This is a genomic window from Falsiroseomonas sp. HC035 (assembly GCF_050563525.1).
Taxonomy (GTDB): Bacteria; Pseudomonadota; Alphaproteobacteria; order Acetobacterales; family Acetobacteraceae; genus Falsiroseomonas.
Window position 1 is genome coordinate 1 of the sequence record NZ_JBNXUN010000036.1, and the last position, 22,090, is coordinate 22,090.

The 22,090-nt window shown below is 66.8% G+C and carries 17 protein-coding genes and 1 pseudogene; 7 read left to right on the forward strand and 11 right to left on the reverse strand.

Annotation, left to right across the window (positions count from 1 at the left end):
* Nucleotides 1-917, reverse strand: a pseudogene (locus ACLF3G_RS28560) (IS3 family transposase); the annotation flags it as partial.
* Nucleotides 918-982: 65 nt separating this feature from the next.
* Between ACLF3G_RS28560 and ACLF3G_RS28565 the strand changes: the two are divergent.
* Nucleotides 983-1,636, forward strand: coding sequence for a Fic family protein (locus ACLF3G_RS28565; protein WP_430672775.1), 654 nt, complete (start codon nucleotides 983-985; stop codon nucleotides 1,634-1,636).
* Between the two features lie 153 nt (nucleotides 1,637-1,789).
* Nucleotides 1,790-3,412: a hypothetical protein gene (locus ACLF3G_RS28570; RefSeq protein ID WP_430672776.1), complete on the forward strand. Its 1,623-nt coding sequence runs from the start codon at nucleotides 1,790-1,792 to the stop codon at nucleotides 3,410-3,412.
* Nucleotides 3,413-3,733: 321 nt separating this feature from the next.
* Here the strand turns inward: ACLF3G_RS28570 and ACLF3G_RS28575 are convergent, their stop codons facing one another.
* From ACLF3G_RS28575 to ACLF3G_RS28595, 5 genes are read right to left on the reverse strand one after another with little or no spacing between them, the layout of a single operon-like run.
* A complete protein-coding gene (locus ACLF3G_RS28575; RefSeq protein ID WP_430672777.1) occupies nucleotides 3,734-4,684 on the reverse strand; it encodes an ABC transporter ATP-binding protein in 951 nt (316 codons plus the stop codon).
* Nucleotides 4,681-5,637, reverse strand: a complete 957-nt coding sequence (locus tag ACLF3G_RS28580; protein ID WP_430672778.1) for an ABC transporter ATP-binding protein — start codon at nucleotides 5,635-5,637, stop codon at nucleotides 4,681-4,683. Before ACLF3G_RS28580 ends, ACLF3G_RS28575 begins: the two co-directional genes overlap by 4 nt.
* Nucleotides 5,634-6,497 (reverse strand): ABC transporter permease, encoded by an 864-nt coding sequence (locus tag ACLF3G_RS28585; protein ID WP_430672779.1) that lies wholly within the window; start codon nucleotides 6,495-6,497, stop codon nucleotides 5,634-5,636. The genes ACLF3G_RS28580 and ACLF3G_RS28585 overlap by 4 nt, the downstream gene beginning before the upstream one ends.
* Complete coding sequence (locus ACLF3G_RS28590) at nucleotides 6,484-7,434, reverse strand: ABC transporter permease (protein ID WP_430672780.1); 951 nt, start codon at nucleotides 7,432-7,434, stop codon at nucleotides 6,484-6,486. The genes ACLF3G_RS28585 and ACLF3G_RS28590 overlap by 14 nt, the downstream gene beginning before the upstream one ends.
* 6 nt (nucleotides 7,435-7,440) lie before the next feature.
* Nucleotides 7,441-8,994 carry an ABC transporter substrate-binding protein gene (locus ACLF3G_RS28595; RefSeq protein ID WP_430672781.1) on the reverse strand — a complete coding sequence of 518 codons (1,554 nt, stop codon included), beginning with the start codon at nucleotides 8,992-8,994 and terminating at the stop codon, nucleotides 7,441-7,443.
* An 86-nt stretch (nucleotides 8,995-9,080) separates the two neighbouring features.
* On the opposite strand from ACLF3G_RS28595, the gene ACLF3G_RS28600 reads away from it, so the two are divergent.
* From ACLF3G_RS28600 to ACLF3G_RS28615, 4 genes are all read left to right on the forward strand, one after another.
* Nucleotides 9,081-10,079: a succinylglutamate desuccinylase/aspartoacylase family protein gene (locus ACLF3G_RS28600; protein ID WP_430672782.1), complete on the forward strand. Its 999-nt coding sequence runs from the start codon at nucleotides 9,081-9,083 to the stop codon at nucleotides 10,077-10,079.
* Nucleotides 10,080-10,114: 35 nt separating this feature from the next.
* On the forward strand, nucleotides 10,115-10,879 hold the full coding sequence (locus ACLF3G_RS28605; protein ID WP_430672783.1) for a class II aldolase/adducin family protein: 765 nt from the start codon (nucleotides 10,115-10,117) through the stop codon (nucleotides 10,877-10,879).
* A gap of 371 nt (nucleotides 10,880-11,250) precedes the next feature.
* Complete coding sequence (locus tag ACLF3G_RS28610; protein WP_430672784.1) at nucleotides 11,251-12,192, forward strand: Bug family tripartite tricarboxylate transporter substrate binding protein; 942 nt, start codon at nucleotides 11,251-11,253, stop codon at nucleotides 12,190-12,192.
* Nucleotides 12,193-14,145: an NAD(P)-binding protein gene (locus tag ACLF3G_RS28615; RefSeq protein ID WP_430672785.1), complete on the forward strand. Its 1,953-nt coding sequence runs from the start codon at nucleotides 12,193-12,195 to the stop codon at nucleotides 14,143-14,145. It begins immediately after the preceding gene.
* Nucleotides 14,146-14,447: 302 nt separating this feature from the next.
* Here ACLF3G_RS28615 and ACLF3G_RS28620 read toward each other — a convergent pair whose 3' ends face one another.
* Nucleotides 14,448-14,672, reverse strand: coding sequence for a hypothetical protein (locus ACLF3G_RS28620; protein ID WP_430672786.1), 225 nt, complete (start codon nucleotides 14,670-14,672; stop codon nucleotides 14,448-14,450).
* 760 nt (nucleotides 14,673-15,432) lie between these two features.
* Complete coding sequence (locus tag ACLF3G_RS28625) at nucleotides 15,433-15,837, reverse strand: (R)-mandelonitrile lyase (RefSeq protein ID WP_430672787.1); 405 nt, start codon at nucleotides 15,835-15,837, stop codon at nucleotides 15,433-15,435.
* 128 nt (nucleotides 15,838-15,965) lie between these two features.
* Between ACLF3G_RS28625 and ACLF3G_RS28630 the strand changes: the two genes are divergently transcribed.
* Nucleotides 15,966-17,309 (forward strand): IS1380 family transposase, encoded by a 1,344-nt coding sequence (locus ACLF3G_RS28630; protein WP_430672788.1) that lies wholly within the window; start codon nucleotides 15,966-15,968, stop codon nucleotides 17,307-17,309.
* 281 nt (nucleotides 17,310-17,590) lie between these two features.
* Here ACLF3G_RS28630 and ACLF3G_RS28635 read toward each other — a convergent pair whose 3' ends face one another.
* The 3 genes from ACLF3G_RS28635 to ACLF3G_RS28645 all read right to left on the reverse strand — a co-directional run bounded on the left by ACLF3G_RS28635 (nucleotide 17,591) and on the right by ACLF3G_RS28645 (nucleotide 21,796).
* A complete protein-coding gene (locus ACLF3G_RS28635; protein WP_430672789.1) occupies nucleotides 17,591-17,932 on the reverse strand; it encodes an SWIB/MDM2 domain-containing protein in 342 nt (113 codons plus the stop codon).
* 841 nt (nucleotides 17,933-18,773) lie between these two features.
* Nucleotides 18,774-20,705, reverse strand: coding sequence for an RNA polymerase sigma factor RpoD (gene rpoD, locus ACLF3G_RS28640; RefSeq protein WP_430672791.1), 1,932 nt, complete (start codon nucleotides 20,703-20,705; stop codon nucleotides 18,774-18,776).
* A gap of 494 nt (nucleotides 20,706-21,199) precedes the next feature.
* Nucleotides 21,200-21,796, reverse strand: a complete 597-nt coding sequence (locus ACLF3G_RS28645) for a hypothetical protein (RefSeq protein WP_430672790.1) — start codon at nucleotides 21,794-21,796, stop codon at nucleotides 21,200-21,202.
* Nucleotides 21,797-22,090: the final 294 nt, after the last annotated feature.

Sequence of the window (22,090 nt, forward strand, 5' to 3'; positions counted from 1 at the left end):
CGGACTGCCGGGCTCGATGAACAGCGTCGTCACCCCGACCCGGCCGAGCCAGCCGCGCACCACCTTCGCCACGAACTCCGGCCCGTTGTCGGAGCGGATGTGCCCCGGCGGCCCGCGTTCGACGAACAGATCCGTTAGCACCTGCAGCACGTCGTCCGACGTCAGCCGTCGCGCCACCACGACCGCCAGGCATTCGCGCGTGTACTCGTCGATCACCGTCAGCATGCGGAACCGACGCCCATCATGCGTCCGATCCTGCACGAAGTCGTAGGCCCAGACATGCCCCGGCCAGCACGGACGCAGCCGAACACAGGACCCGTCGTTCAGCCACAGCCGGCCACGCTTCGGCTGCCGCCGCGGCACCTTCAGCCCCTCACGCCGCCAGATGCGCTCCACGCGCTTGGCGTTCACCCGCCAGCCCTCGGCCCGCAGCAGCGCCGTGATCCGGCGGTAGCCGTAGCGGCCATACTCCGCCGCCAACAACACCACCGCCTCAGTCAGTGCAGCCTCGTCGGCCGACACCACCCGCGCCTTGCGCTGCGTCGAACGCGGCTGGCCCAGCGTGCGGCACGCCCGGCGCTCGGACACCCCGAGCACCGACTGCACATGCCGCACGCCAGCGCGGCGGCGCTCGGGGCTTAAAAGTTTCCCTCCGCAGCTTCCTTCAGGATCTGCTTGTCGAGCGTCAGCTCCGCCACCGCCCGCTTCAGCCGCGCATTCTCGCGCTCGAGGTCTTTCAGCCGACGCGCCTGGTCCACCTTCAGGCCACCGTACTCGGATCGCCAGCGATAGAAGCTGGCCTCCGACACACCAAGCCCGCGGCAGATCTCCCCCACCGTCCGGCCCTGCGCCAGCCCCACCTCAGCCTGCCGCAGCAGCCCGATGATCTGCTCCGCCGTGTGACGCTTCCTCGGCATCCCTGCCTCCTTCCAAGGAGGCCAACTCTCTCATCACACGCGGATCCCAGGCAGGGGGGAAGGTCATGAATCCACCGCCCCATCCGATGGTGCCGGCACTGATGGCCGAGCATGCCGAATGGCTCCGCGGGACGGCGCCGGGGCCGACCTCGCTGGCGATCCCAATCCGCCTTGCCCTGGCCCACGCGCACTTTGAGGCCATCCACCCTTTTGCCGAAGGCAACGGCCGCATCGGGAGGATGCTGCTGTCCTTGATGCTAGCCGAGGAAGGCCACGTCCCGGTGCCGTTGTCTCGCGTGCTGGAGGCCGACCGGGCCCGGTACTATGATGCGCTTCGTGCGGCGCAGCAGCAGCTGGACTTTGTGCCGCTGGCCCTCCTCATGTGCGAGGCCATTCAGGTCAGTGCCGAGGCCGCCCATGATCTGGACCGCAGGCTCTGCGAACTGCCGGTGCTCTGGAAGGATCCCGCCCGCTGGCCCAACCGCCGGCTGCCTCGCCGGGATGGGGTGGCGTCCCGGCTCCTGGATCTCCTTCCCTACCACCCTATGATCACCGTCGGGTTGGTTGAGCAGCGTTTCGGCGTGAGCCGCCAAGCAGCGAATGAGGGTGTTCGTGCGCTTGATGCGGCGGGCATTCTCGTGGAGCGGACCGGCTATCGGCGAAACCGAGTGTTCGTCGCGCGTGATGCGCTAGCCGCGATCGTCGGCAGCGAGATCTGAACTGAAGGGCGCTGCCGATTGGCGGTAGGCCTGTGGCTAACTGGCGACCTGGGGCGCGGGAGAACTCTACTTGACGCTTCCACGGCGCCCACTGGAGGCCTAGCCTTCGGCCGCCAGGGGAAGTGGCTCAAGAACCCCGGCGAGGAGGAAACCATGCCAGCACACCCGGCCATCCGCCGCTGGGCGCTCGCCCTCGGCCTCGCCTTTGGTCCCGCCTTCGCACAGGCACAGCAACCGCAGCACGATCACAGCCACGGCGGGACACCACCGCCTCCGGCCACGCTCGGCGCCCTCCGCTTCCCCGTCAGTTGCACGCCCGAGGCACAGGCCGCCTTTAACGACGCGATGAAGCTGCAGCATTCCTTCTGGTACCAGGCTGCCGACCAGGCGCACCGCCGGGTGCTCGAGCGCGATCCGAATTGCGTCATGGCCTACTGGGGCGGTGCCTTGGCGCTGCTTCGCAATCCCTTTAGCCCGCCGCCGGCCGACGCGCTGCCGCAGGGCCGGGCGCTGCTGGAGCAGGCGCAGCGTATAGGCGCAAAGACGGAGCGCGAGGCCGGCTTCATCGGCGCGCTGATGTATCTCTTTGCCGCTGACGACATGCCAGGTCACCGTGCCCGCGTGGTGCAGTATGCGCAGGCCATGGAGGCCCTGAGTGGGCGTTTCCCGGACGACACGGAGGTGGCGATCACCCATGCGCTGTCGCTGGTGATGGCGGCCTCGCCCACCGACAAGTCCTATGGCAACCAGCTGCGGGCTGGCGACATCCTGGAGCGTGAGTACGCCCAGCACCCGCAGCATCCCGGCATCTCCCACTACCTGATCCATGCCTATGACGTGCCGGCGCTGGCGCAGAAGGGCGTGGCGGCAGCCGAGAGATACGCTGCACTTGCCGCGGACGCGCCGCACGCGCTGCATATGCCTTCGCACATCTTCACGCGCGTCGGGCGCTGGGAAGATTCGATTGAGACCAATCGGCGCTCGGCCGAGACCGCCCGAGCACGGGGGGAGCGTTTCGATGAACTGCATGCACTGGACTACATGGTCTATGGCTACCTCCAGACCGGCCGGTCCGAGGCCGCGCGGCGCGTGCTGGACGAGATCACCCGCCAACCCGACTGGAACCCGCCGACGCCGATCGGCGGCTACGCGCTGACCGCTATGCCGGCGCGGCTGACGCTGGAGCGCGGCGATTGGGAGGGTGCCGCTTCGCTCGGGACCAGGCGGTACGGTGTACCCTTCGTGGATGCCACCACGCATTTCGCCCGCGCCATGGGCGCAGCGCGCGCCGGCCGGCCAGAAGCAGCCGCCGCGGACATCGAGGCGCTGAAGGCCGCATCATCCGAACTGCAGGGCCGCGACGCCTACTGGCAGGAACAGGTGGAGATCCTGCGGGTCGCCGCCGAGGGGTGGGTGGCCTTCGCACGCGGCGAGCATGAGACAGGCCTCACCCTGCTGCGCGAGGCGGCAGAACGCGAAGCCGGCACCGAGAAGCACCCTGTCACGCCCGGCCCGCTTTTCCCCGCGCGGGAGCAACTCGGCGAGATGCTGCTGGCAATGGATCGCTATGCGGCCGCACAGGGCGAGTTCGAGGCGGTCCAGCAGACCGAGCCTAACCGGTTCCGTGCCGTGTACGGGGCTGGTCGCGCAGCTGAACTGGCAGGGGATCGCGCCGCGGCAGGACGGCACTACGAGCACCTCACCCGCCTCACGGAGCACGCCGACACACCACGGCCGGAGATCGAGCAAGCGCGGGCGTTTATCAGCGCGCGCTGATCAGGGTGCGTCAGGGCGGGCTCGAGCCCGCTCCCAAGAACGCCGCACAACCCGCAGTACCCTTAACCGTTTTGTCTCGGCAGTGCGGCAAAATGCTGACCGCTTCGTGCTCGACGTCCACACGGCCTGCCCCGAGCGGTGAGAGACGAAGGGAGACCGCATTGCCGCGTAGCTCTGGTGCGAGCTGTACGAGCGTTGCTTCAGGGGGCAGCCGAACGCAGTTCGCGCCTGGGTTACCATGCGGAAAACGGTTCAATGCGCGGGCTTGAAGGATTGCAAGGTCAAGAAATCATCAGGCGATTGCTTACCCACACTCCGGCGTCAGCTTGTCTCGGCCGCAGTCAGCGTCCCAGGAAAATGGCAGGCGACGCGATGGCTGGCACCATGCTCGACCAGCGGCGGCAAAGCCTCCGCGCAGCGCACGACGGCGCGCGGGCAGCGCGTGCGGAAATGGCAGCCCGACGGTGGATCCGCCGGACTGGGCACTTCGCCTCGCAACACGATGCGTGTGCGGCGGGTGCTGCCAGGTTCCGATACTGCGGAAAGCAATGCCTGGGTGTAGGGATGCTGCGGGTCGGAGAAAATCGCCTCACGCGGTGCTTCCTCGACGACGCGGCCGAGATACATCACCGCGACGCGCGGGGCCATGTGGCGTACCGCCGCGAGGTTGTGGCTGACGAACAGGCAGGCGAGCCCGAGCCGCGCCTGCAGATCCGACAGCAGGTTCAGCACTTGCGCTTGGATTGAAACGTCCAGCGCGCTGGTCGGCTCGTCGCAGACCAGGAAAGCCGGCTGCGTCGCCAAGGCGCGGGCGATGGCGATGCGCTGGCGTTGGCCGCCGCTGAATTCATGCGGATAGCGCGCCGCGTGGTCCGGCAGCAGCCCGACCAGCTCCAGCAGGTCGGCAACGCGAGCCCGCGCCTCGCCCATGCCATGCACGACCAGCGGCTCCGCCAGCAGCTGCGCCACGCTCATGCGCGGATTCAGGCTGCCGAAGGGGTCCTGGAAGACGATGCCCATGTCGCGCCGCAGCGCCCGCATGGCGCGATCCGGCAGGTGGGTGATGTCGGTGTCGCGAAAGCACAGCGTGCCGCCATCCGGCTCGATCAGCCGCAGCATGAGCCGCGCTAGCGTCGATTTGCCGCAGCCGCTCTCGCCGACCAGACCGAGCGTCTCGCCGGTGCCGATCGCGATATCCACCCCGGCCACGGCGCGGACGCCCCCGGCGAAGGTCTTGGTCAGACCGCGGCCCTCGACCAGGGCGGCGCTCATGATGCGGATTCCGCGCGGATGCAGGCGGCATCAGTGCCGCCGGCCAGCGGACGCAGTTCCGGCGGCGCTGCCTCGCAGGCCGGGATGGTGTGCGGGCAGCGCGGCGCGAAGCGGCAGCCCGCGGGGAAGTCCACCGGTGCTGGCACCACGCCACCGATGGCGGGCAGCACGCCCAGCGGCCCCTGCAACCGCGGGATCGCCGCCAGCAGTGCCTGCGTGTAGGGGTGGCCGGGGCTGGCGAACATCGCCGCCGCGGCGCCGGTTTCGGCGACCCGCCCGGCATAGAGCACGACAACACGCTCGCAGATCTCCGCCACCACGCCGAGGTCGTGGGTGATCAGCATCACCGCCATGCCGAAATCCCGTCGCAAGCCGCGCAGCAAGTCCAGGATGCCAGCCTGCACCGTCGCATCCAGCGCCGTGGTCGGCTCGTCGGCGATCAGCAGGCGCGGCCGGCAGGCCAGCGCAATGGCGATCATCGCGCGCTGCCGCATGCCGCCGGAAAGCTGGTGGGGATACTCCTCCACCCGCCGTTCCGCCGCCGCGATCTCGACGAGCTTGAGCAGCGCCACCGCTTCACGCCAAGCGGCGCGACGGTCCATGCGGCGATGATGGCGCAGCACCTCGGCGATCTGCTCGCCGATGGTCAGCACCGGGTTGAGGGACGCGGTCGGCTCCTGGAAGATCATCGCCATGCGCGCGCCGCGCAGGCGCTGCATGTCGCGCTCCGGCAGTGCCGTGATGTCGGCGCCTTCGAAGCCGATCCGCCCCGCGGCGATGCGGCCGCCGGGCGGTAGCAGGCCCATCACGCCGAGCGCCGTCATCGACTTGCCGCTGCCGCTTTCGCCGACGATGCCGAGCATCTCACCCTCCGTGATGTCGAAGGAGACATCCTCCAGCACCCGGGTCGGACCGAAGGCGATGGCGAGGTCGCGCACCGAGAGCAGGCTCATCGGATGGCGGTCCGCAGGCGGGGGTCCAGCGCGTCGCGCAACCCGTCCCCCATCAGGTTCAAGCCGAGGACCGTCATTGCGATGGCAACGCCCGGTACCAGCGAGATCCAGGGCGATTCCTGGATGTAGTCGCGACCCTCCGCGATTATGCCGCCGAGGGTGGGTGTCGGCGGCGGCGGGCCGACGCCCAGGAAGCTCAGCACGGCCTCGGCCAGGATGGCCAACGCGAAGACGTAGGTCTGCTGCACCACCAGGGGCGCCATCGCGTTCGGCAGAATGTGGCGGAACAGGACCCGGCCAGGCGACGCGCCGATGGAGCGTGCACCCTCCACGAAGGGGAACTCCCGCACCACCATCACCCCCGCGCGCATTACCCGGGCGGTGCGCGGGACGTAGGCGATGGAGAGCGCGAGGATCACGTTCATCTCGGATGGTCCGAGCGCCGCCGCCAGGGCAATGGCGAGCAGCACGGCGGGGAAGGCCATCAGCGCGTCCATGAAGCGCATCAGCGGGTCGTCCAGTCGGCGCACGAAGCCCGCCAGCGCCCCGATCAGGCCGCCCACCAGCCCGGTGAACAGCGCGACCCCTAGACCGATGCGTAGCGACACCTGGCCCCCATGCAGGGTGCGGGACAGGACGTCGCGGCCAAAGCGGTCTGTGCCGAGCCAGAAGGTCTCGTTCGGCGCGATGAAGCGCGTGCGAAAATTGTTCCGCATCGGATCGAAAGGTGCCAGCCAGGATGCGAAGACAGCGCTGATGACGACCAGCGCGAACAACAGGAAGCCCCAGCGGAAGGACGGGTGTGCCAGAAGCCGCGCCAGCGCGCCCGGCGGCTTCCGGCGACGTTCAGCGTCCGCCATGGCGGATCCTGGGATCGAGCCATGCATATAGGAGGTCGACGAGCAGGTTTACCACGACGAAGATCGTCGCCGTCAGCAACAGTCCGCCTTGGATCACTGGATAGTCGCGCCTCTGGATGGCGCCGACGATCAACCGGCCGACGCCAGGCAGGCTGAACACGCTTTCAATCACAACGGCGCCGCCAAGCAGCACGCCACAGGCGATGCCCGCAACCGTCACGACCGGGATCAAGGCATTGCGCAGCGCATGCCGGACCACGACGACCCAGCCCGGCATGCCCTTGGCCCGTGCGGTGCGGACATAGTCCTGGCGCAGCACCTCTAGCATTGCGGCGCGGGTCATGCGCGCGAACAGGCCGATCTGCGACAGGGCGAGGGTTGCGGCCGGCAGCACCATGCTTCGTGCCCAGCCGAGAGGATTCTCGCCGAAGGCGACGTAGCCGCCGGTCGGCAGCCAAGCCAACTGCACGGCGAAGACATAGACGAAGACCAGGCCGAGCCAGAAATCCGGTACTGAGAAGCCGATCAGCGCGGCGCCCATCGCGGCCCGGTCTGCCGTCTTGCCGACCCGCACCGCCGCCAGCACCCCAAGTGCCGTGCCGATCACCAGGGCGATGGCCAGGGCCAGGAAGGTCAGCCCCAGCGTCACCGGCAGACGCTCCACGATGGCCTGGGCTACGCCCTGGCGCAGCAGGATGCTTTCGCCAAGGTCACCGCGCGCCAGCGCCGCATACCAGCCAATCAGTTGCTCATGCCAGGGTCGCGTCAGCCCCAGCCTTTCGCGCAGTCGCTCAAGCTCCTCCGCCGAGGCCGTCGGTCCGGCCATCTCCGAGGCGACGTCGCCTGGTACGATCCAGACGATGGCAAAGGACAGGGCCGAGACCAGCAGCAGCACCGGCAGTGCGGCGAGGATCCGCCCCGTCGCGTATTTCAGCATTCGCGATCAGGCCAGGGACACGCCCCACATGCGCGGAATGCGATAGGGCTTGTAGTCTCGCACCTGCGCGCGGGTTGCCTGAACGATGCCGACATCGCCGCATTTGATTGCGATGGCCTGGTCGTAAATGCGCGCCTGGAAGTCACTGACGGCTCTCTTGCGATCGGCTTCCGCCAAGCTGGTGGTCAGGCGGCGCTGGCAATCCTCGATCACCTCATCACGCGCATGCTGCACCGGTGCGTGACCGCTGAAGAAGCCGACCACCCCATAGGGGCCCTCATAGGGCTCGATGCCGAGCATCAGCGCCCACATGTGCCAGCCGGTGCGCTGGGTGCGCTGGCTGAATGCGGTCGGCCAGTCGGTGATCACCACGCGCACGTTGATGCCGACGCTGCGGAGCTGCTCGGAGGCGGTGACGATCGTGTCGTTGTGGTTCTTGAAGCTGCTGTCGCCGAGGAGGATGATCTCCTCGTTGCGGTAGTTCGCCTCCCGCAGCAGGGCGCGGGCGCGGTCCTTGTTGTTCATGTTGTACAGAGGCTTGCCGACATCGCCGGCGAAGTAGGTGGTGCCCGGGTGCTGCCAGCCATGCGTCATGCGATACAGGCCGTCGGTTGAGATCGCCATGATCTCCTCCAGGTCCAGCGCGGCCTGCATTGCACGACGGAACACCGGGTTGTCCATCGGCGGCATGACATGGTTCAGCATCAGGGTCTGGAAGGCCCATGGCATCATCTCATGCATCACCAGGCTGCGATCTCCACGCAGCCGCTGCGCGGCTGGCACGGCGATGGCTTCGAGGATCTGGATCTCGCCGGCCTGGAGGCCGGCGGTGCGTGCACCGCCCTCCGGCACGAAGCGGATCATTAGGTCCTCGACATTCGCCACCTTGCGGCCGGCGAACCCATCCAGACCTTGGTAGGCCATGTTCGCCTTGTAGTCGGCAAAGCGCGTCAGCTTCACGTGACTGTCCGGCCGGTACTCCACGAAGCGGAACGGACCAGTGCCGATCATCTCGGGCCGGTTCGCCTCCTTGCCCGCCTCCTCCTCCGTCATGATTGCGCAGGGCGCGCGAGGGGATGAGATGCCGGCGATGAAGCCGGGGCTCGGCGACTTCAGGCGCACCACCACGGTGCGCGCGTCCGGCGTGTCGATCGCTTCCACCGGCTGCATGATGAAGGCGGAGCCGCCGACGCGTCCATAGCGCTCCAGAGATGCCTTTACGTCAGCACTGGTCATCGCCTTGCCGTTGTGGAAGCGCGCCTCCCTCAGGCTGAAACGGTAGGTCAGGCCATCGCCGGACATGTCCACGCCCTCGGCCAGGTCCGGTACGGGATTGCTGGCCTCGTCGCGGGCGAACAGGGTCTCGTAGACGTGCAGGTTGATGTTGCGCGCCGCCTGCGCGGTCGTCACCTGCGCATCCAGAGTCGGCGGCTGCGCCTGCTGCGCCATCACGATGGTGCCGCGCGCGCCCTGCGCCAGCGCCGGGGATGACAGGGTGGGAGTGAGTGAGGTGAGTGTGCTCGCCCCGGCAGCCAGTCCAAATTGGCGTCGCGTGAGCATGGCCGAACCCTCTCCCGTGTCTGCAAATTGATGCTAGCCTCCGTTCGTGCCGAGGTTCAATGCACTGTCGACCGGAGACGCAGGATATGTCTGCAAGCCCCGTGGTTGCGGAGGTGGACCTCGAGCGGCCTGGGAAGCAGATCGGGCAGTTGCGCGTTCCGCAGTCGCGTGACGACAGCGGCTGGGGCACCATCCCGGTGCCGGTCGTGGTCGTCGCGAACGGCAGCGGCCCGACCGTATTGCTGACCGCCGGCAATCATGGCGATGAGTATGAAGGGCAGGTGGCACTGCTCGATTTGGCGCGCGGGCTGCGGGCGGAGGAGGTTCAGGGCCGCGTGATCCTGCTGCCGGCCATGCACTACCCTGCCTGCGCCGCCGGCAAGCGCCTGTCCCCGCTGGATGGCCGGGACTTCAACCGCTGCTTCCCCGGTGACCCCTTCGGCGGCTTTGCCATGTCGCTGGCACATTTTGTCGACAGCGTGCTGCTGCCACTATGCGACTACCAGATGGACCTGCATTCCGGCGGCACCGGCATGGATATCTTCCCAAGCGCCGTGGGCCACTTTCTGGACGATCGAGCCATGCAGGACAGGACCATCGCCATGGCCGACGCTTTCGGCGCACCCTGTACGATGCTGCTGCGGGAAGTGAATGCCGGGCCGACGCTGCTCGCGGCGGCGGAAAGGCGCGGCATCGTCGCCCTGTCCTCCGAACTTGGCGGCGGCGGGCGCCTCAATCCGGGCAACCTAGCGATCACCAGGCGCGGCGCCCGCAACGTGCTGCACCACGCAGGCGTCCTTGAAGGTGCGCCAGAAGTCGGGGCGTACGGCACCGCGCGGCGGATGACGGTGCCGACGCTCGCACACTACGTCTTTGCCGCGGCGGACGGCATCTGGGAGGCGCAGGACGCGCTCGGCGCCGAAGTGGCGGAAGGGGCGCCGGCCGGCCTGTTGCATCGTATCGAGGCGCCCGGCGACCCGCCCCTGCCACTGCGTTACGGCGCCGGCGGGCTGTTGTGGTGCGTGCGCCACGCCGGTCGCGTCAAGACCGGCGATCCTGTGGCCGTCGTCGCGGAGCCGCTGTAGGCTCCCGTTTCCTCAAACCGGATAGGGACACCAGCATGTCCGCCATCATCGAGGCCCGTACCGACAGCAACGCCGAGGCGCTTGAGTGGGAGTTGCGCCGCGACATGGCCGCGGTGTTCCGCGTCGCCGCGCGGGAGGGTTGGAACGAGCAGATCGGCAACCACAATTCCCTGATGCTGCCCGGAAAGGGCCCGCCCCGCTTCCTCATCAACCCTCGTGGCTATCTGTTCCAGGAACTGCGCGCCAGCGACCTGATTATCTGTGATCTTGACGGCCGCGTGCTGCAGGGCAAGGGTGAACTCCGCAAGGTGGCGTTCCACATCCACGCGCGCATCCATTTGCTGAATCCGAACGCCGCCTGCGTCGTGCATGTTCATCCGCGCTGGCTCACCGCCCTGTCGTTGCTGCGCGACGCGGAACTGCACCTCTCACACCACAACAACCTGCTGCTCAACGACCGCATCGTGTATGACCACGAGGGCGACGAGCCGGTCCATCACAACGAGGAAGGCGATCGCATCGCGCGGGCCCTCGGCGACAAATCGGTGATGGTGATGCGGGGCCACGGCGTCACGGTGGTTGGCCCCAACGTCCATGACGCCTTTGACGAGTGCTTCATCGCCGAGCGCACCGCCATGTACCAGATGACGGCCATGAGCACCGGACAGCCGCTGCACAGCCTGCCGGATCGGCTGCGCCGCAAGCATCTGGGGGCGTGGGGCGAGAAAATCGATGCCCGGTTGCACCTTGATGCCTGGCGGCGGGTCTTGGATCGAGAGGAGCCAGATTACGCCAAGTAGGCCACTAAATCAGCACAGATGCGAGATCGCGTTGGAACGCGGTGGGCCGCCACGCTCGCTGAACCAGCGCAGTGTTGATGCCAATGTAGCCGCGTCTGATCAGCACTCCACGACATTCACGGCCAGACCGTCTAGCGACGGTTCCTTATACCTGTGAGACATGCCGAGGTCTTCCAGCTGCATGGTTGCGATGGCTGGATCGAGGCGGACCCGGTGCGGACGAAAAGGGCCTTGATCGCTTCGCTCGACAGGAGACTTGCCGAGCATGGGAGCAGACCGCAAGCTACGCCTCAGCCAGAACAAGTCGCCCGAAGCGGCTGCGCGGAGGAATGACGATGACGTCGATTGCGCTTGAACGACGCGCTTTGATCATGCTCGCAGCGGGGCTGCCAGCGTCGCAGGCAATGGCGCAGGTCGCCTGGCCAAGGTCGGGCGTCCGCTTCATCTTTCCCTTCACGCCAGGATCGGCCGTGGACGTGGTGGCACGGCTGGTCGCGCAGGATCTCACCGATCGGCTGGGCCAGCCCTTCATCGTGGAGAACCGTACCGGCGCGGGCGGCAGCATCGGCACCGAGGTCGCAGCACGCGCCCGACCAGACGGCGAGACCTTCCTGGTCGGCTCGCCCGGCAACATGGCGATAGGCCCGGCGATGATGCGCAACCTTTCCTACGATGTAGGGCGCGACTTCGCGGCGGTGTCGCACCTTGTCACCTTCCCACAGGTTCTCGTCGTTTCGCCAACTCTGCCGGTCCGCACCCTTGCGGAACTCGTCGCCTTTTCGAAGACCAATCCAGGACGTCTGAACTACGCCTCCTCCGGCGTCGGCGCGACCAACCACCTGGCGATGGAAATGCTGCGTGCCGCGACCGGGCTAGCCGCGACGCATGTACCCTATCGAGGAGGTCTGGTGACGCTGCAGGCCATCCTGTCGAACGACGTGCAGATGTGCATCGAGGGCATCCTGACGCTGCCGCCCTTCCTCGCCGACAACCGCTTACGCGCTATCGCCGTGACCGGCGCCGAACGATCGGCGCTGATGCCCGATGTTCCGACGGTGGCGGAGACGGTGCCCGGCTTTGATGCCGGTGCCTGGGTGATGCTGTTCGCACCCGCCAGCACGCCGGCGCCAATCATCGAGAAGCTGTCGTCGGAAATCCGGACTTCACTCGCAAAGCCGGCCATTCGCGAGCGCCTCGCAGAACTGGGCGCCACCGTTACCGGCACAACGGCGGAGCAGGCCGCGACCATACATCGGCAGGAGCTGGAGAAGTGGCGTCACGCGGTTGAAGCCTCGGGCGCCGTGGCCGGCTGAGTGGTATCTCCTCCTTTTCCCCGTCTGTTTAGCCCCTTCGAGCTGGCAGGCCGGCACCTTCGCAACCGCATCGGCTACGGTGCCATGACCACGCGCATGCCACGCAACGGCGCGGTGACGGAGACGCTGATCGCGCATCTGTCCGCCCGTGCCGCCGGCGGTGCGGGCCTGATCGTGACGGAGGCGCTGGCCGCCTGCCGCTCCGCCGCCGTGCCGGCCCGCGTAGCAGCCTGCGACGAGGCGCAACTCCCCGGGCTTTCGCGCCTGGCCGAGGCCGTAGAGCGACAGGGAGCGGCGCTGGTCGGGCAGCTCTGGCACGCAGGCAACGCGCATCGCGATGCGCGTGCGCTAAATGCGGTCGGGCCCTCCGCCGTGGTCGACGCCGCATCCTGGACCGTGCCGCGCGCGCTGACCTCCGGTGAGGTGGAGGGGCTGGTCGAGGAATATGCGGAGAGTGCCGCACGACTGCAGCGCGCCGGATTCTCCGGCGTCGAAGTTTCCGCTGCGCATGGCTTCCTGCCGCTGCAGTTTCTCTCTCCGGTGACGAACCTGCGGCAGGATTGCTGGGGCGGTGACGCCGTGGGTCGCAGCGCCTTCGTGCGCGCCATCCTGGACGCGGTACGCGCCCGCTGCGGCACTGGCTTCATCATCGGGCTGAAGCTGCCGGCGGATGACGGGGTGCCGAATTCTATCGACCCGGCCGAGGCGGCGCGTTTGGTTGCCGCCATCGTCGCCGGAACGCGGCCAGACATCCTCTGCTTCAGCCAAGGCAGCCATGGACCAAGCCTTTGGATGCACGCGCCGGACATGCACGAGCCTCCCATGCCGTTCCGTAGCGTGTGGGTGCCGCTCCGCGCAGCGGCAGGCGGGGTGCCCATCGCCGCGATTGGCCGAGTCGCCACTCCCGCAATGGCGGAGGCCCTGCTGGAAGCCGGCGAGGCCGAGCTGGTGATGCTGGCACGTCCCCTGCTGGCAGACCCGGCCTGGCCGGCGAAGGCGCGGGCTGGGAGGGTCGACGAGATCCGCCCCTGCATCTACTGCAACGCCTGCTGGAACGAGATCGATAAGGCCGGCACCATCGGCTGTAGCGTCAACCCGCATGGCGGCACCGCGGCTGATGCCGCTCCCGCGCCGTCGCGAGCGGCGTCACCGCGCCATGTCGTCGTGGTGGGTAGTGGAGTGGCCGGGATGCAGGCAGCGGCGGTCGCGGCAGAACGGGGGCATCGCGTCACCTTGTTCAGTCATGATGCGCAGCCCGGTGGTGCTGCTCGCCTGCACGCGATGCTGCCGGGCTGCGGCGATGTTGGGCGCTTTCTTGACTACCTTGATCGTCGCGTCTCGGCGGCTGCGGTTGAGCGCCAGGCTGGCGGAACCCTGGCCGACATTCTCGCCGTGGCGCCCGATGCAGTGGTTCTGGCCACTGGTTCCACAATGGTGTTACCGCGGGAAGCGCCTTCCGGCACGCAGGACCTGCGCAGCACCGTCACCGCACTGCTCGATGTGGGCAGACTCCGCAACGGCCTCGCCGTGCTGTTTGATCACGACCACACGGCTGCCACCTACGCTGCGGCGGAACTGCTGCTGGCGCATTTCGACCGGCTTTTGCTTTTGACGCCGCGGGACGCCATCGCGCGCGATGTTCCAACCATCTATGCGCAAGGCGTGCACCGCCGGCTCGCGGCCTTCGGTGACCGGGTGGAGATCCTGATCCATCGTGAACCGGTGGCGCTGGAGGGAAACACGCTGCGCATCCGCCACCTACTGACCGGCACCGAGGCGTGGGTGCGAGGAGTGACGCTGCTCACCCACGCAACGCCACGCCGCCCGCGCGATGGACTGGAGGCCGATCTGGTGGCACGCGGCGTGAGGGTGATGCGCGCGGGAGACGCCGTGGCACCCCGCCTGATGATGTCGGCCGTGCGCGATGGACATCGGGCCGGCGAGGAGGTCTGACCGCCAGCTGTCGGTCTTGCTCAACCTCCTGCACGCCAGGATAGATCCGTCCATTGTACCGTCGCAGCTCCGCGATCAGGTTGGCTGGCGGCTGAGCGTGGGTACCCGCGACGGCTGGCGTACCGGCCGTCCATTAGGCCGCAGTTCAGGGCCCTCTGGCCGCTTTTCGACCGCGGCCGCTGCCTCGCTAGCTTTTCTCCTGGCCATCACGGCCGAGGAAGACGGTCCATGATGAGGCGACAGGACGGCCGGCGCGCCGTGTGATCTTGACCTGCATCGGTCTGGCCACCGCGGCCGGGAGTTCAGCCGCAGCCACCTCCGCCGCCATCTCCTCCGACGCACACACCGCCGTCACCGCCTCCATGCCTGCCCGCTGCTCTCTGCGGGCGCCGCGCAGCGGCATCTTCGGTAGCCCTACCGTTCCAGGCGGTCGGCCTTTGAGAGAAGGTGTTCTTCTCGGGCATGGCGAAGACGGCGTACATGATCCAGCCGGAGATCACGAACATCAGGCAGATGAAAAGCCACATGAGAGACCTCTCCTGAGATGTCCCGTCACGTCATCATAGCGCGCGCCGGCGGACGCCTAGAAGCTTGGTTTTTGGAGCAAAGTACTCCGACTTTCACAGGTGGTAAGCGACGGCGCCCTTATCGTGTGGGCCGTCGACTAACAACTCGCCCAGGCGCGCCGCCTCAACGCTGGGGCTGCGGCGGAGGCGCAAACTGAACTCCGCCTCCGGCACCGGGGGGGGCCGGGAGAGCGAGCGCGGGCCGCCGCCGACACCCGGGCCGACAAGCCGCCCGCAGCCCCATTAGCGATAGACCGGATTATCATGTGCTATTCGGAAGTGCCGCAAACCACTCTGCATAAGGTGTCGTCCAAGCAAGGTGTCGGTTGAAGTCGGGCGAGCCGTCTTCCCACCAGACCGGCCCTCGCTCACCGAGGGCAACCTTCGCGGCGTCGACTTGCAAACGCGCGGCTTCGCGCGCTGCATCGTCGCCTGCCCGCAGGGCTCCGCGCTTCGCGCGTCGAGCAGACATCAGCGCCTTCACCAGCTCAGCACGCTGATCATCGCTCAGCGCCGGGTTTAAACAACGCCAGAGGCGCCCTTGCACCACGAAGTACCGACCATCGGGAGTAACTGGGTAATGCATGATCTCGAGTTATGCCCTGACTTGCTATCGCCATGGCTGGTCTGGCGGCATCTCCACCGGCGGTAGCCCAAACCGTTTGCCGCATAAGGAGCGAATATGGTGGCCAATGCGAGCTGTCGTCTTGGCCGCTCAGTCTCACCGGGCCCCGGCAAGGTAGTGTTCGTCGGCGACCTGCTCCAGCCAAGCCACGGGTGGGCCGTCCAGCTTCTCCTGGATCGCAATGTGACTCATGGCCGTGGTGGCGGTAGCGCCGTGCCAGTGCTTCTCGCCCGGCGGAAACCACACCACGTCGCCTGGCCGGATCTCTTCGACCGGCCCTCCCTCGCGCCCCGCCCAGCCGCAGCCGGAGGTAACGATCAGCGTCTGGCCGAGCGGGTGCGTGTGCCAGGCGGTGCGGGCGCCGGGCTCGAAGGTGACGAGGGCGCCGGCCACCCGCGCGGGATCTGGTGGGCTGAACAGCGGGTCAATGCGGACCGTCCCAGTGAACCACTCCGCCGGCCCCTTGCCGGACGGTGCCGAACCCGCGCGCGTGATCTCCATGGTTAGCCGTTCTTATTCAGCGCGCGCCAATAATTCGGCTGGCGGGTGTCGCGTAAGCTGTTGATTGTGTTTATGGATTGGGTGTCGAAGCCATCCTGTCCACACGATCATGCCGAGCCACACCCGCCATGCGCGACGATACAATCGAGGCGTTCGGCTTTCCAGCCATCGGACGCAAGAAGCTCACCGCTGCGTTTGACGGCGGACGCATCACCTCGGACGGTGGCGTCCTGCTGCTGGCCGCCGCCGAGCGGCGCCTGGGGATCGCCCAGAGGCTCGCGGGGCTGATCGCCGATCCGCGCAATCCCCTGTTCATCACGCATAGCGTCGCCGACATTCTGCGCGCCCGCATGCTCGCCATCGCCTGCGGCTACGAGGATGCCGACGACCTCGATCATCTGCGCAGCGATCCCGGCTTCAAGCTGGCCTGCGGGCGGCTTCCGGACACCGGCCGTGACCTGTGCTCGCAGCCGACCGTGTCGCGCTGGGAGAACGCACCCGACCTGCGCGAGGTGGTGCGCCTGACCTACGCCATGGTCGACCTCTACTGCGCCAGCTATCGCCGTCCGCCCGGCGCCGTCACGCTGGACATCGACGACACCGTCGACGTCGTGCATGGGCATCAGCAGCTCTCGCTGTTCAATGCGCACTACGACGAGCGCTGCTTCTTGCCGATCCATGTCTACGACACCGCAACCGCACGCCCGGTGGCGATCCTGCTGCGCCCGGGCAAGACGCCGTCCGGGCAGGAAGTGCGCGGCCATGTTCGACGCCTGGTGCGCCGCATCCGCAGCCATTGGCCAGCCACGCGGCTGACCCTGCGCGGCGATGGTCACTACGCCCGCCCCGAAGTGATGGCATGGTGCGAGGCCAATGAAGTGGACTTCATCTTCGGCCTGGCGGGCAACGCCGTGCTGAGCCGCCTGGTGGAGGCCACCGCCGACGATGTCCGGGTGCGCCGCGCCGAGGCCGCAGCCCCGGTGCTGCGTCGCTATGCCGAGACCCGCTACGGCGCCAAATCCTGGAGCTGCCAGCGGCGCGTGGCGGCCCGGATCGAGGCCAGCACGCAAGGGTTGGACATCCGCTTCGTGGTGACCAACCTGGCAAGCGGCAGCGCCGAATGGCTCTACGACACGCTCTACTGCGCCCGCGGACAGGCCGAGAATCTCATCAAACTGCACAAGAGCCAGCTGGCCTCCGACCGCACCAGTTGCCGCTTGGCGCTCGCCAACCAAGTGCGCCTCGTGCTGCATACCGCTGCCTACTGGCTTATGCTGACGGTGCGCGACGCCATTCCCAAACCGCAGGCGCTGGCCACCGCCGAGTTCACCACGCTGCGGATGCGCCTGCTCAAGATCGCCGCCCGCATCACCGAGACCGCGACACGGGTCCGTATCGCCTTTGCCGCCGCCTGCCCCGAAGCAGCCCTGTTCCGTGGCATCGCACTCGGCTTCCAGCCCACCGGACCGTGACGCATGGAACGAGCGCCCCGAATGCACCAGATCCCGAAACCCCAACGCCCATCACGTCCAGACCAAAAACAGCGATGCAACAGGCGCCATCCCGACGCGCGTCCGCCACCCAGGCAGCAGGAAAAGCGTCAGCACGATGAATAGGATGGGTTAGTCTCCTTCGCCCGTCGCGCCCGGGAGCGGCACACGACCTGTCAGTTGTGATCGGTCAGACGGCTACTGCGATCTGGCGCGCTCAGGCATGCTCAACCACACATGCGGAGAGCGAGGAACCGCGGCCTCTATTTCAGATGCTGGGCGAGGTGCTTATTCATCTCGAACATGGTCACCTTATCCTTGCCGAACACCTTACGCAGCTTGTCGTCGGCGAGGATCTCGCGCCCGTCCTTCGGGTTCTGCAGCTTGTTGGCCTTGATGTAGACCCAAACCTTGCTCACGGCTTCGCCACGGGCCAGCTCTCCCTCGCCGACGACAGCTGCCAGTTCCGCTGATGGCTTGAGCGGCTGCTGAAGCGCATTCGGCTTGTTGCCCTTGGCAGGCTTCGCGATCATGGCCGCCTTCACTGGCTCGGCATCCTTGGATGCATCCGACTTCGGCTTGTTCGGGGTCGTCTTGCTGGGCATCGCTGTGCTCCTGATCAATCTCGCTCATGAAGTGAATATAGAAGGGCGGTGCGCTCAGCGACCATGATGCTGTGGTTCAGTCGAGGGCACCGTCAAGTTATTGGCCCAGGAGCTGACCGAGGTGGCTGGTCGAGGGACGGAGGACGGTGGGTACGACGGCGAGCCAGCGTACCAGGCCATCGCCAGTCACCAGCCCGATCCACCGCCGGACGTCGTCATCCCGCCGCGTGCCTTGGCGGTGCTGAGCGCGGAGAAGGCTGAGGCGCAGAGCCAACGCGATCGCCACATCCGGCTCATCGCCGAATGGGGCGCATGGCATGGCAAAGAGCGACCGGCTACGGCCGGTGCAGTCTCGCGGAGACCGCGGTCGGCATATACAAGGCGATCATCGGACCGAAGCAGCGCGCCCGCCTCTTGCCTGCCCAGTAGGGCGACGTCGCCATGACCGCACACGTGCTCAACCGCATGATCAGGGTTGCGAAGCCAGTCTCGACGCGTGCCGCCTGACACCTAGGGTCAAGTGGGACCAATCCTGTCTGCTCACTCGCATGTTGATTCCGACAATGTTTGCCGCCTGTTCCGGAAACGGTGGCCGCCTTCCGTCGGAATCCGCACACGCGCATCCGTGCACCAACGGCGGGTACAAGTGCAGCGGACAGGGCAACGCGGCCCGACAAACACCCGGGGGCAGCACGCCAACCCGCGAAGCCCCTTCCCCGTCCGCCGCCCTGAAAGGCTAGACTCGGAGCGTTGGCACACTCCATCAATTCAGGGTTGCCGCTTCATCGCCGGCTCCCGCACCGGTGGCGTCTCGACGCAACACGGCGCGGCGATCGCCATCTTAGTTGTCCAGGAAGCTGCGCAGCTTGCGGCTGCGGCTGGGGTGCTTGAGCTTGCGCTGCGCCTTGGCCTCGATCTGCCGGATGCGCTCGCGGGTCACGTTGAACTGCTGGCCGACTTCTTCCAGCGTGTGGTCGGTGTTCATGCCAATGCCGAAGCGCATGCGAAGCACGCGTTCCTCGCGCGGCGTCAGGCTGGACAGCACGCGGGTGGTCGCCTCGCGCAGGTTGGACTGGATCGCGGCATCCAGCGGGATGATGGCGTTCTTGTCCTCGATGAAATCGCCGAGGTGGCTGTCCTCCTCGTCGCCGATCGGTGTCTCGAGGCTGATCGGCTCCTTGGCGATCTTCAGGACCTTCCGCACTTTTTCCAGCGGCATGCCGAGCTTCTCGGCCAGTTCCTCCGGCGTCGGCTCGCGACCGATCTCGTGCAGCATCTGGCGGGAGGTGCGGACCAGCTTGTTGATCGTCTCGATCATATGCACGGGGATGCGGATGGTCCGCGCCTGGTCGGCAATGCTGCGCGTGATCGCCTGGCGGATCCACCAGGTGGCATAGGTGGAGAACTTGTAGCCGCGGCGGTACTCGAACTTATCGACAGCCTTCATCAGGCCGATGTTGCCCTCCTGGATCAGGTCCAGGAACTGCAGGCCGCGGTTCGTGTATTTCTTGGCGATGGAGATGACGAGGCGGAGGTTGGCCTCGATCATCTCCTTTTTCGCCTGGGTCATGTCGCGTTCGCCGCGCGACACGGTCTGATAGACGCGGCGGAAATCCGGCACCGGCAGGCCGGTATCGGCGGCGACGCGCGCGATCTCGGCGCGGATCGCCTCGGCGTCGTCCTTGGAACGCAGGACGAAGGTCTTCCAGCCGCGCGTCTGCAGCTTGCTGATGCGCTCGAACCAGCCCGGGTCCAGCTCGCTGCCGCGCCACTGCTCCAGGAACTCCTCGCGCTTAACCTTCTGCGCCTCGGCCAGGCGGAGCACCTGGCCTTCCAGCGTCGTCTGGTGGCGATTCAGGCCCTTGAGCTGGTCGACCAGCTCCTCGATGCGGTTGTTGTGGAGGTGCACCTTCTCCACCAGCGCCACCAGTTCCTGGCGCTGCTTCTCGTAGGTCTTCTCGTTGCGCTGAGACGTCTCGCCGCCCGAGGTGTAGGCGTCCATCCGCTTGGAGGACAGCTTCTGCAACTTGCCGAACAGGCTCTCGATCTGCTCGAAGGCGACCAGGGCTTCCGGCTTCAGCTTCTCTTCCAGCGCGGACAGCGACAGGCCGACGCCCTCGGCCGCCTCGTCGCCTTCCTCGTACTCCTCCTCCGGCGGCGGCGTGCCCTCCGGCGTGTTGGCGCCGGCGGTCGCCTCCAGGTCGATGACATCGCGGAGAAGCATGCGGCCTTCCTTGACCGCGTCGTGCCAGGCGACGATGGCTTTGAAGGTCAGCGGGCTTTCACACAGCCCGCCAATCATCATGTCGCGGCCGGCCTCGATCCGCTTGGCGATCGCGATCTCGCCCTCGCGCGACAGCAGCTCGACGCTGCCCATCTCACGGAGGTACATGCGGACCGGGTCGTCGGTACGACCGAGGTTGGCCTCGTCGACGTTGCCGCCGGATTCCTCCTCGTCCTTGTCGTCGTCCTCGGCCTTGGCGGCGGGCTTGTCGGCCGCCGCCTCGCCATCCTCCGTCTCCTCGGATTCCACCACGTTGATGCCGAGCTCGTTCAGCGTCGCCATGGTGTCCTCGATCAGCTCGGAGGAAACCTGTTCGGACGGCAGGGCGGCGTTGATCTCGTCATAGGTGACGTAGCCGCGTTCCTTGCCGCGTGCGATCAGCTTCTTGACCGCGGCCGTCAATGTATCGAGCAGAACACCTTCCACAGCCTCGTCGCGTCCTTCTGCCGTGTCGGCGCCATTCACGGCCTTGCTCGTCGTACGGCGCATCGGCTGTTGAGCGCGCGCGGCCGGGTTTGCGCTGTGGGGGCGCTCTGCGAACCGGACATTACGCGGCTCCAGAAGGTACTGAGGAATCTCAGGCGCAGTAGACTTTCCGCCCGCAGCATTGTCCCGGATCGCTTCCACCGCCTCCTGATCAAGGATCTCGCGGATCCGTTCGAGCCCGGCCGCGCGGTTCTCACCTAGCTGATCGAGGGCAGCAACCACTTTGGACAAGGGCCGGCGCTCCAAGGCCGTCAAGTCGGCTTCCTCCTCGCTATCTAGAAGCAAGAGCAGGTGCTCAGCAGGTTTGCGTCCATGCACAACAAGCTCTCGGACGCGACTGCACATTGTTGGGCTTATGCCGAGTTCACCCAACAGCGCGATTACGTCGTCCAGCGGAAGTCGCTCGATCACGTGCGAGGTGTAGCGTTCTGCCATCGGTGTGTCGTCCTGCAGCAAAGCCAGGATTCTGCCTGCTGGGTCTGGGATACCGTTGATCGTCATTCCGCTGCCCTCCGGCTGCCCTCGCCATCGGCCTCAACGTAGGCGACGACTAGCCTTTTTAGGCGCCTCTTGATGGTGTCGGTCCTGTGCTGCCCCGTGGCCAACGCCTCCGGCAAGTCTGGACCCTTGAGGCCGTCGACCAACATGAGTTCCGCCATTCGTCCGGCCTCAGCGTCCTTGGCTAGAAGATGCTGCAAGAGTCGGTCACGCTCGGACCTCCATAGCACCAGGTCCTCAGGGGAGGGCTCAGGGTTCCGCACCAGGGTGTCTAGATCGCTGTCTGTCCGCATGGTCGTTCGATTTTCGGCACTGGTCGCCCAATTGCTGATCTCGCTTGAAACTGCTCCCCAGAAATTTTCGAAAGCCGATTTGTCCCAGTTCCACTGGCGTTTGCCGCCCAAGAACTTTTCCACAGCTGTCTGAACCGCATCGTGCGCGGTGCGACCGCCGGGAACCTGCCCCCTGCGCTCGCCCCTCCAGACCGTCGGACCCAACCTGCCTAGCGCCGCCAAAAGTAAGCGCGGGTAAAGGTCGTCCCAGGGAAACCGCCCGAAATCAGGCAGGCTACCCGGGAACGGCATCTCTTTGGTCATGCAGGCCTCCTTCACCCGGCCGCGCCCACTGACGGCAGGCATGTCCTAAGATGCTGGCGAGGGGGCCTCGCCTGGACACTGCTGGAAAAAATATCCGTATGGTTGTGGATCAGCATGCACATCCACACGCGACAGGGGCTCTTGAGACATCCCAGGGGCACCTTCTGGGCTGCCCAGGTGGCCATAGTTGGAGAGGGTTCGGCTTGACCGGACGGTCGGTATGATCAGCGGAGAGAAAGGCCCCCCTGTCGTAGGCCTGTCGTGTTCGGATCAGGCTTTAGAAGGGCACTCTGG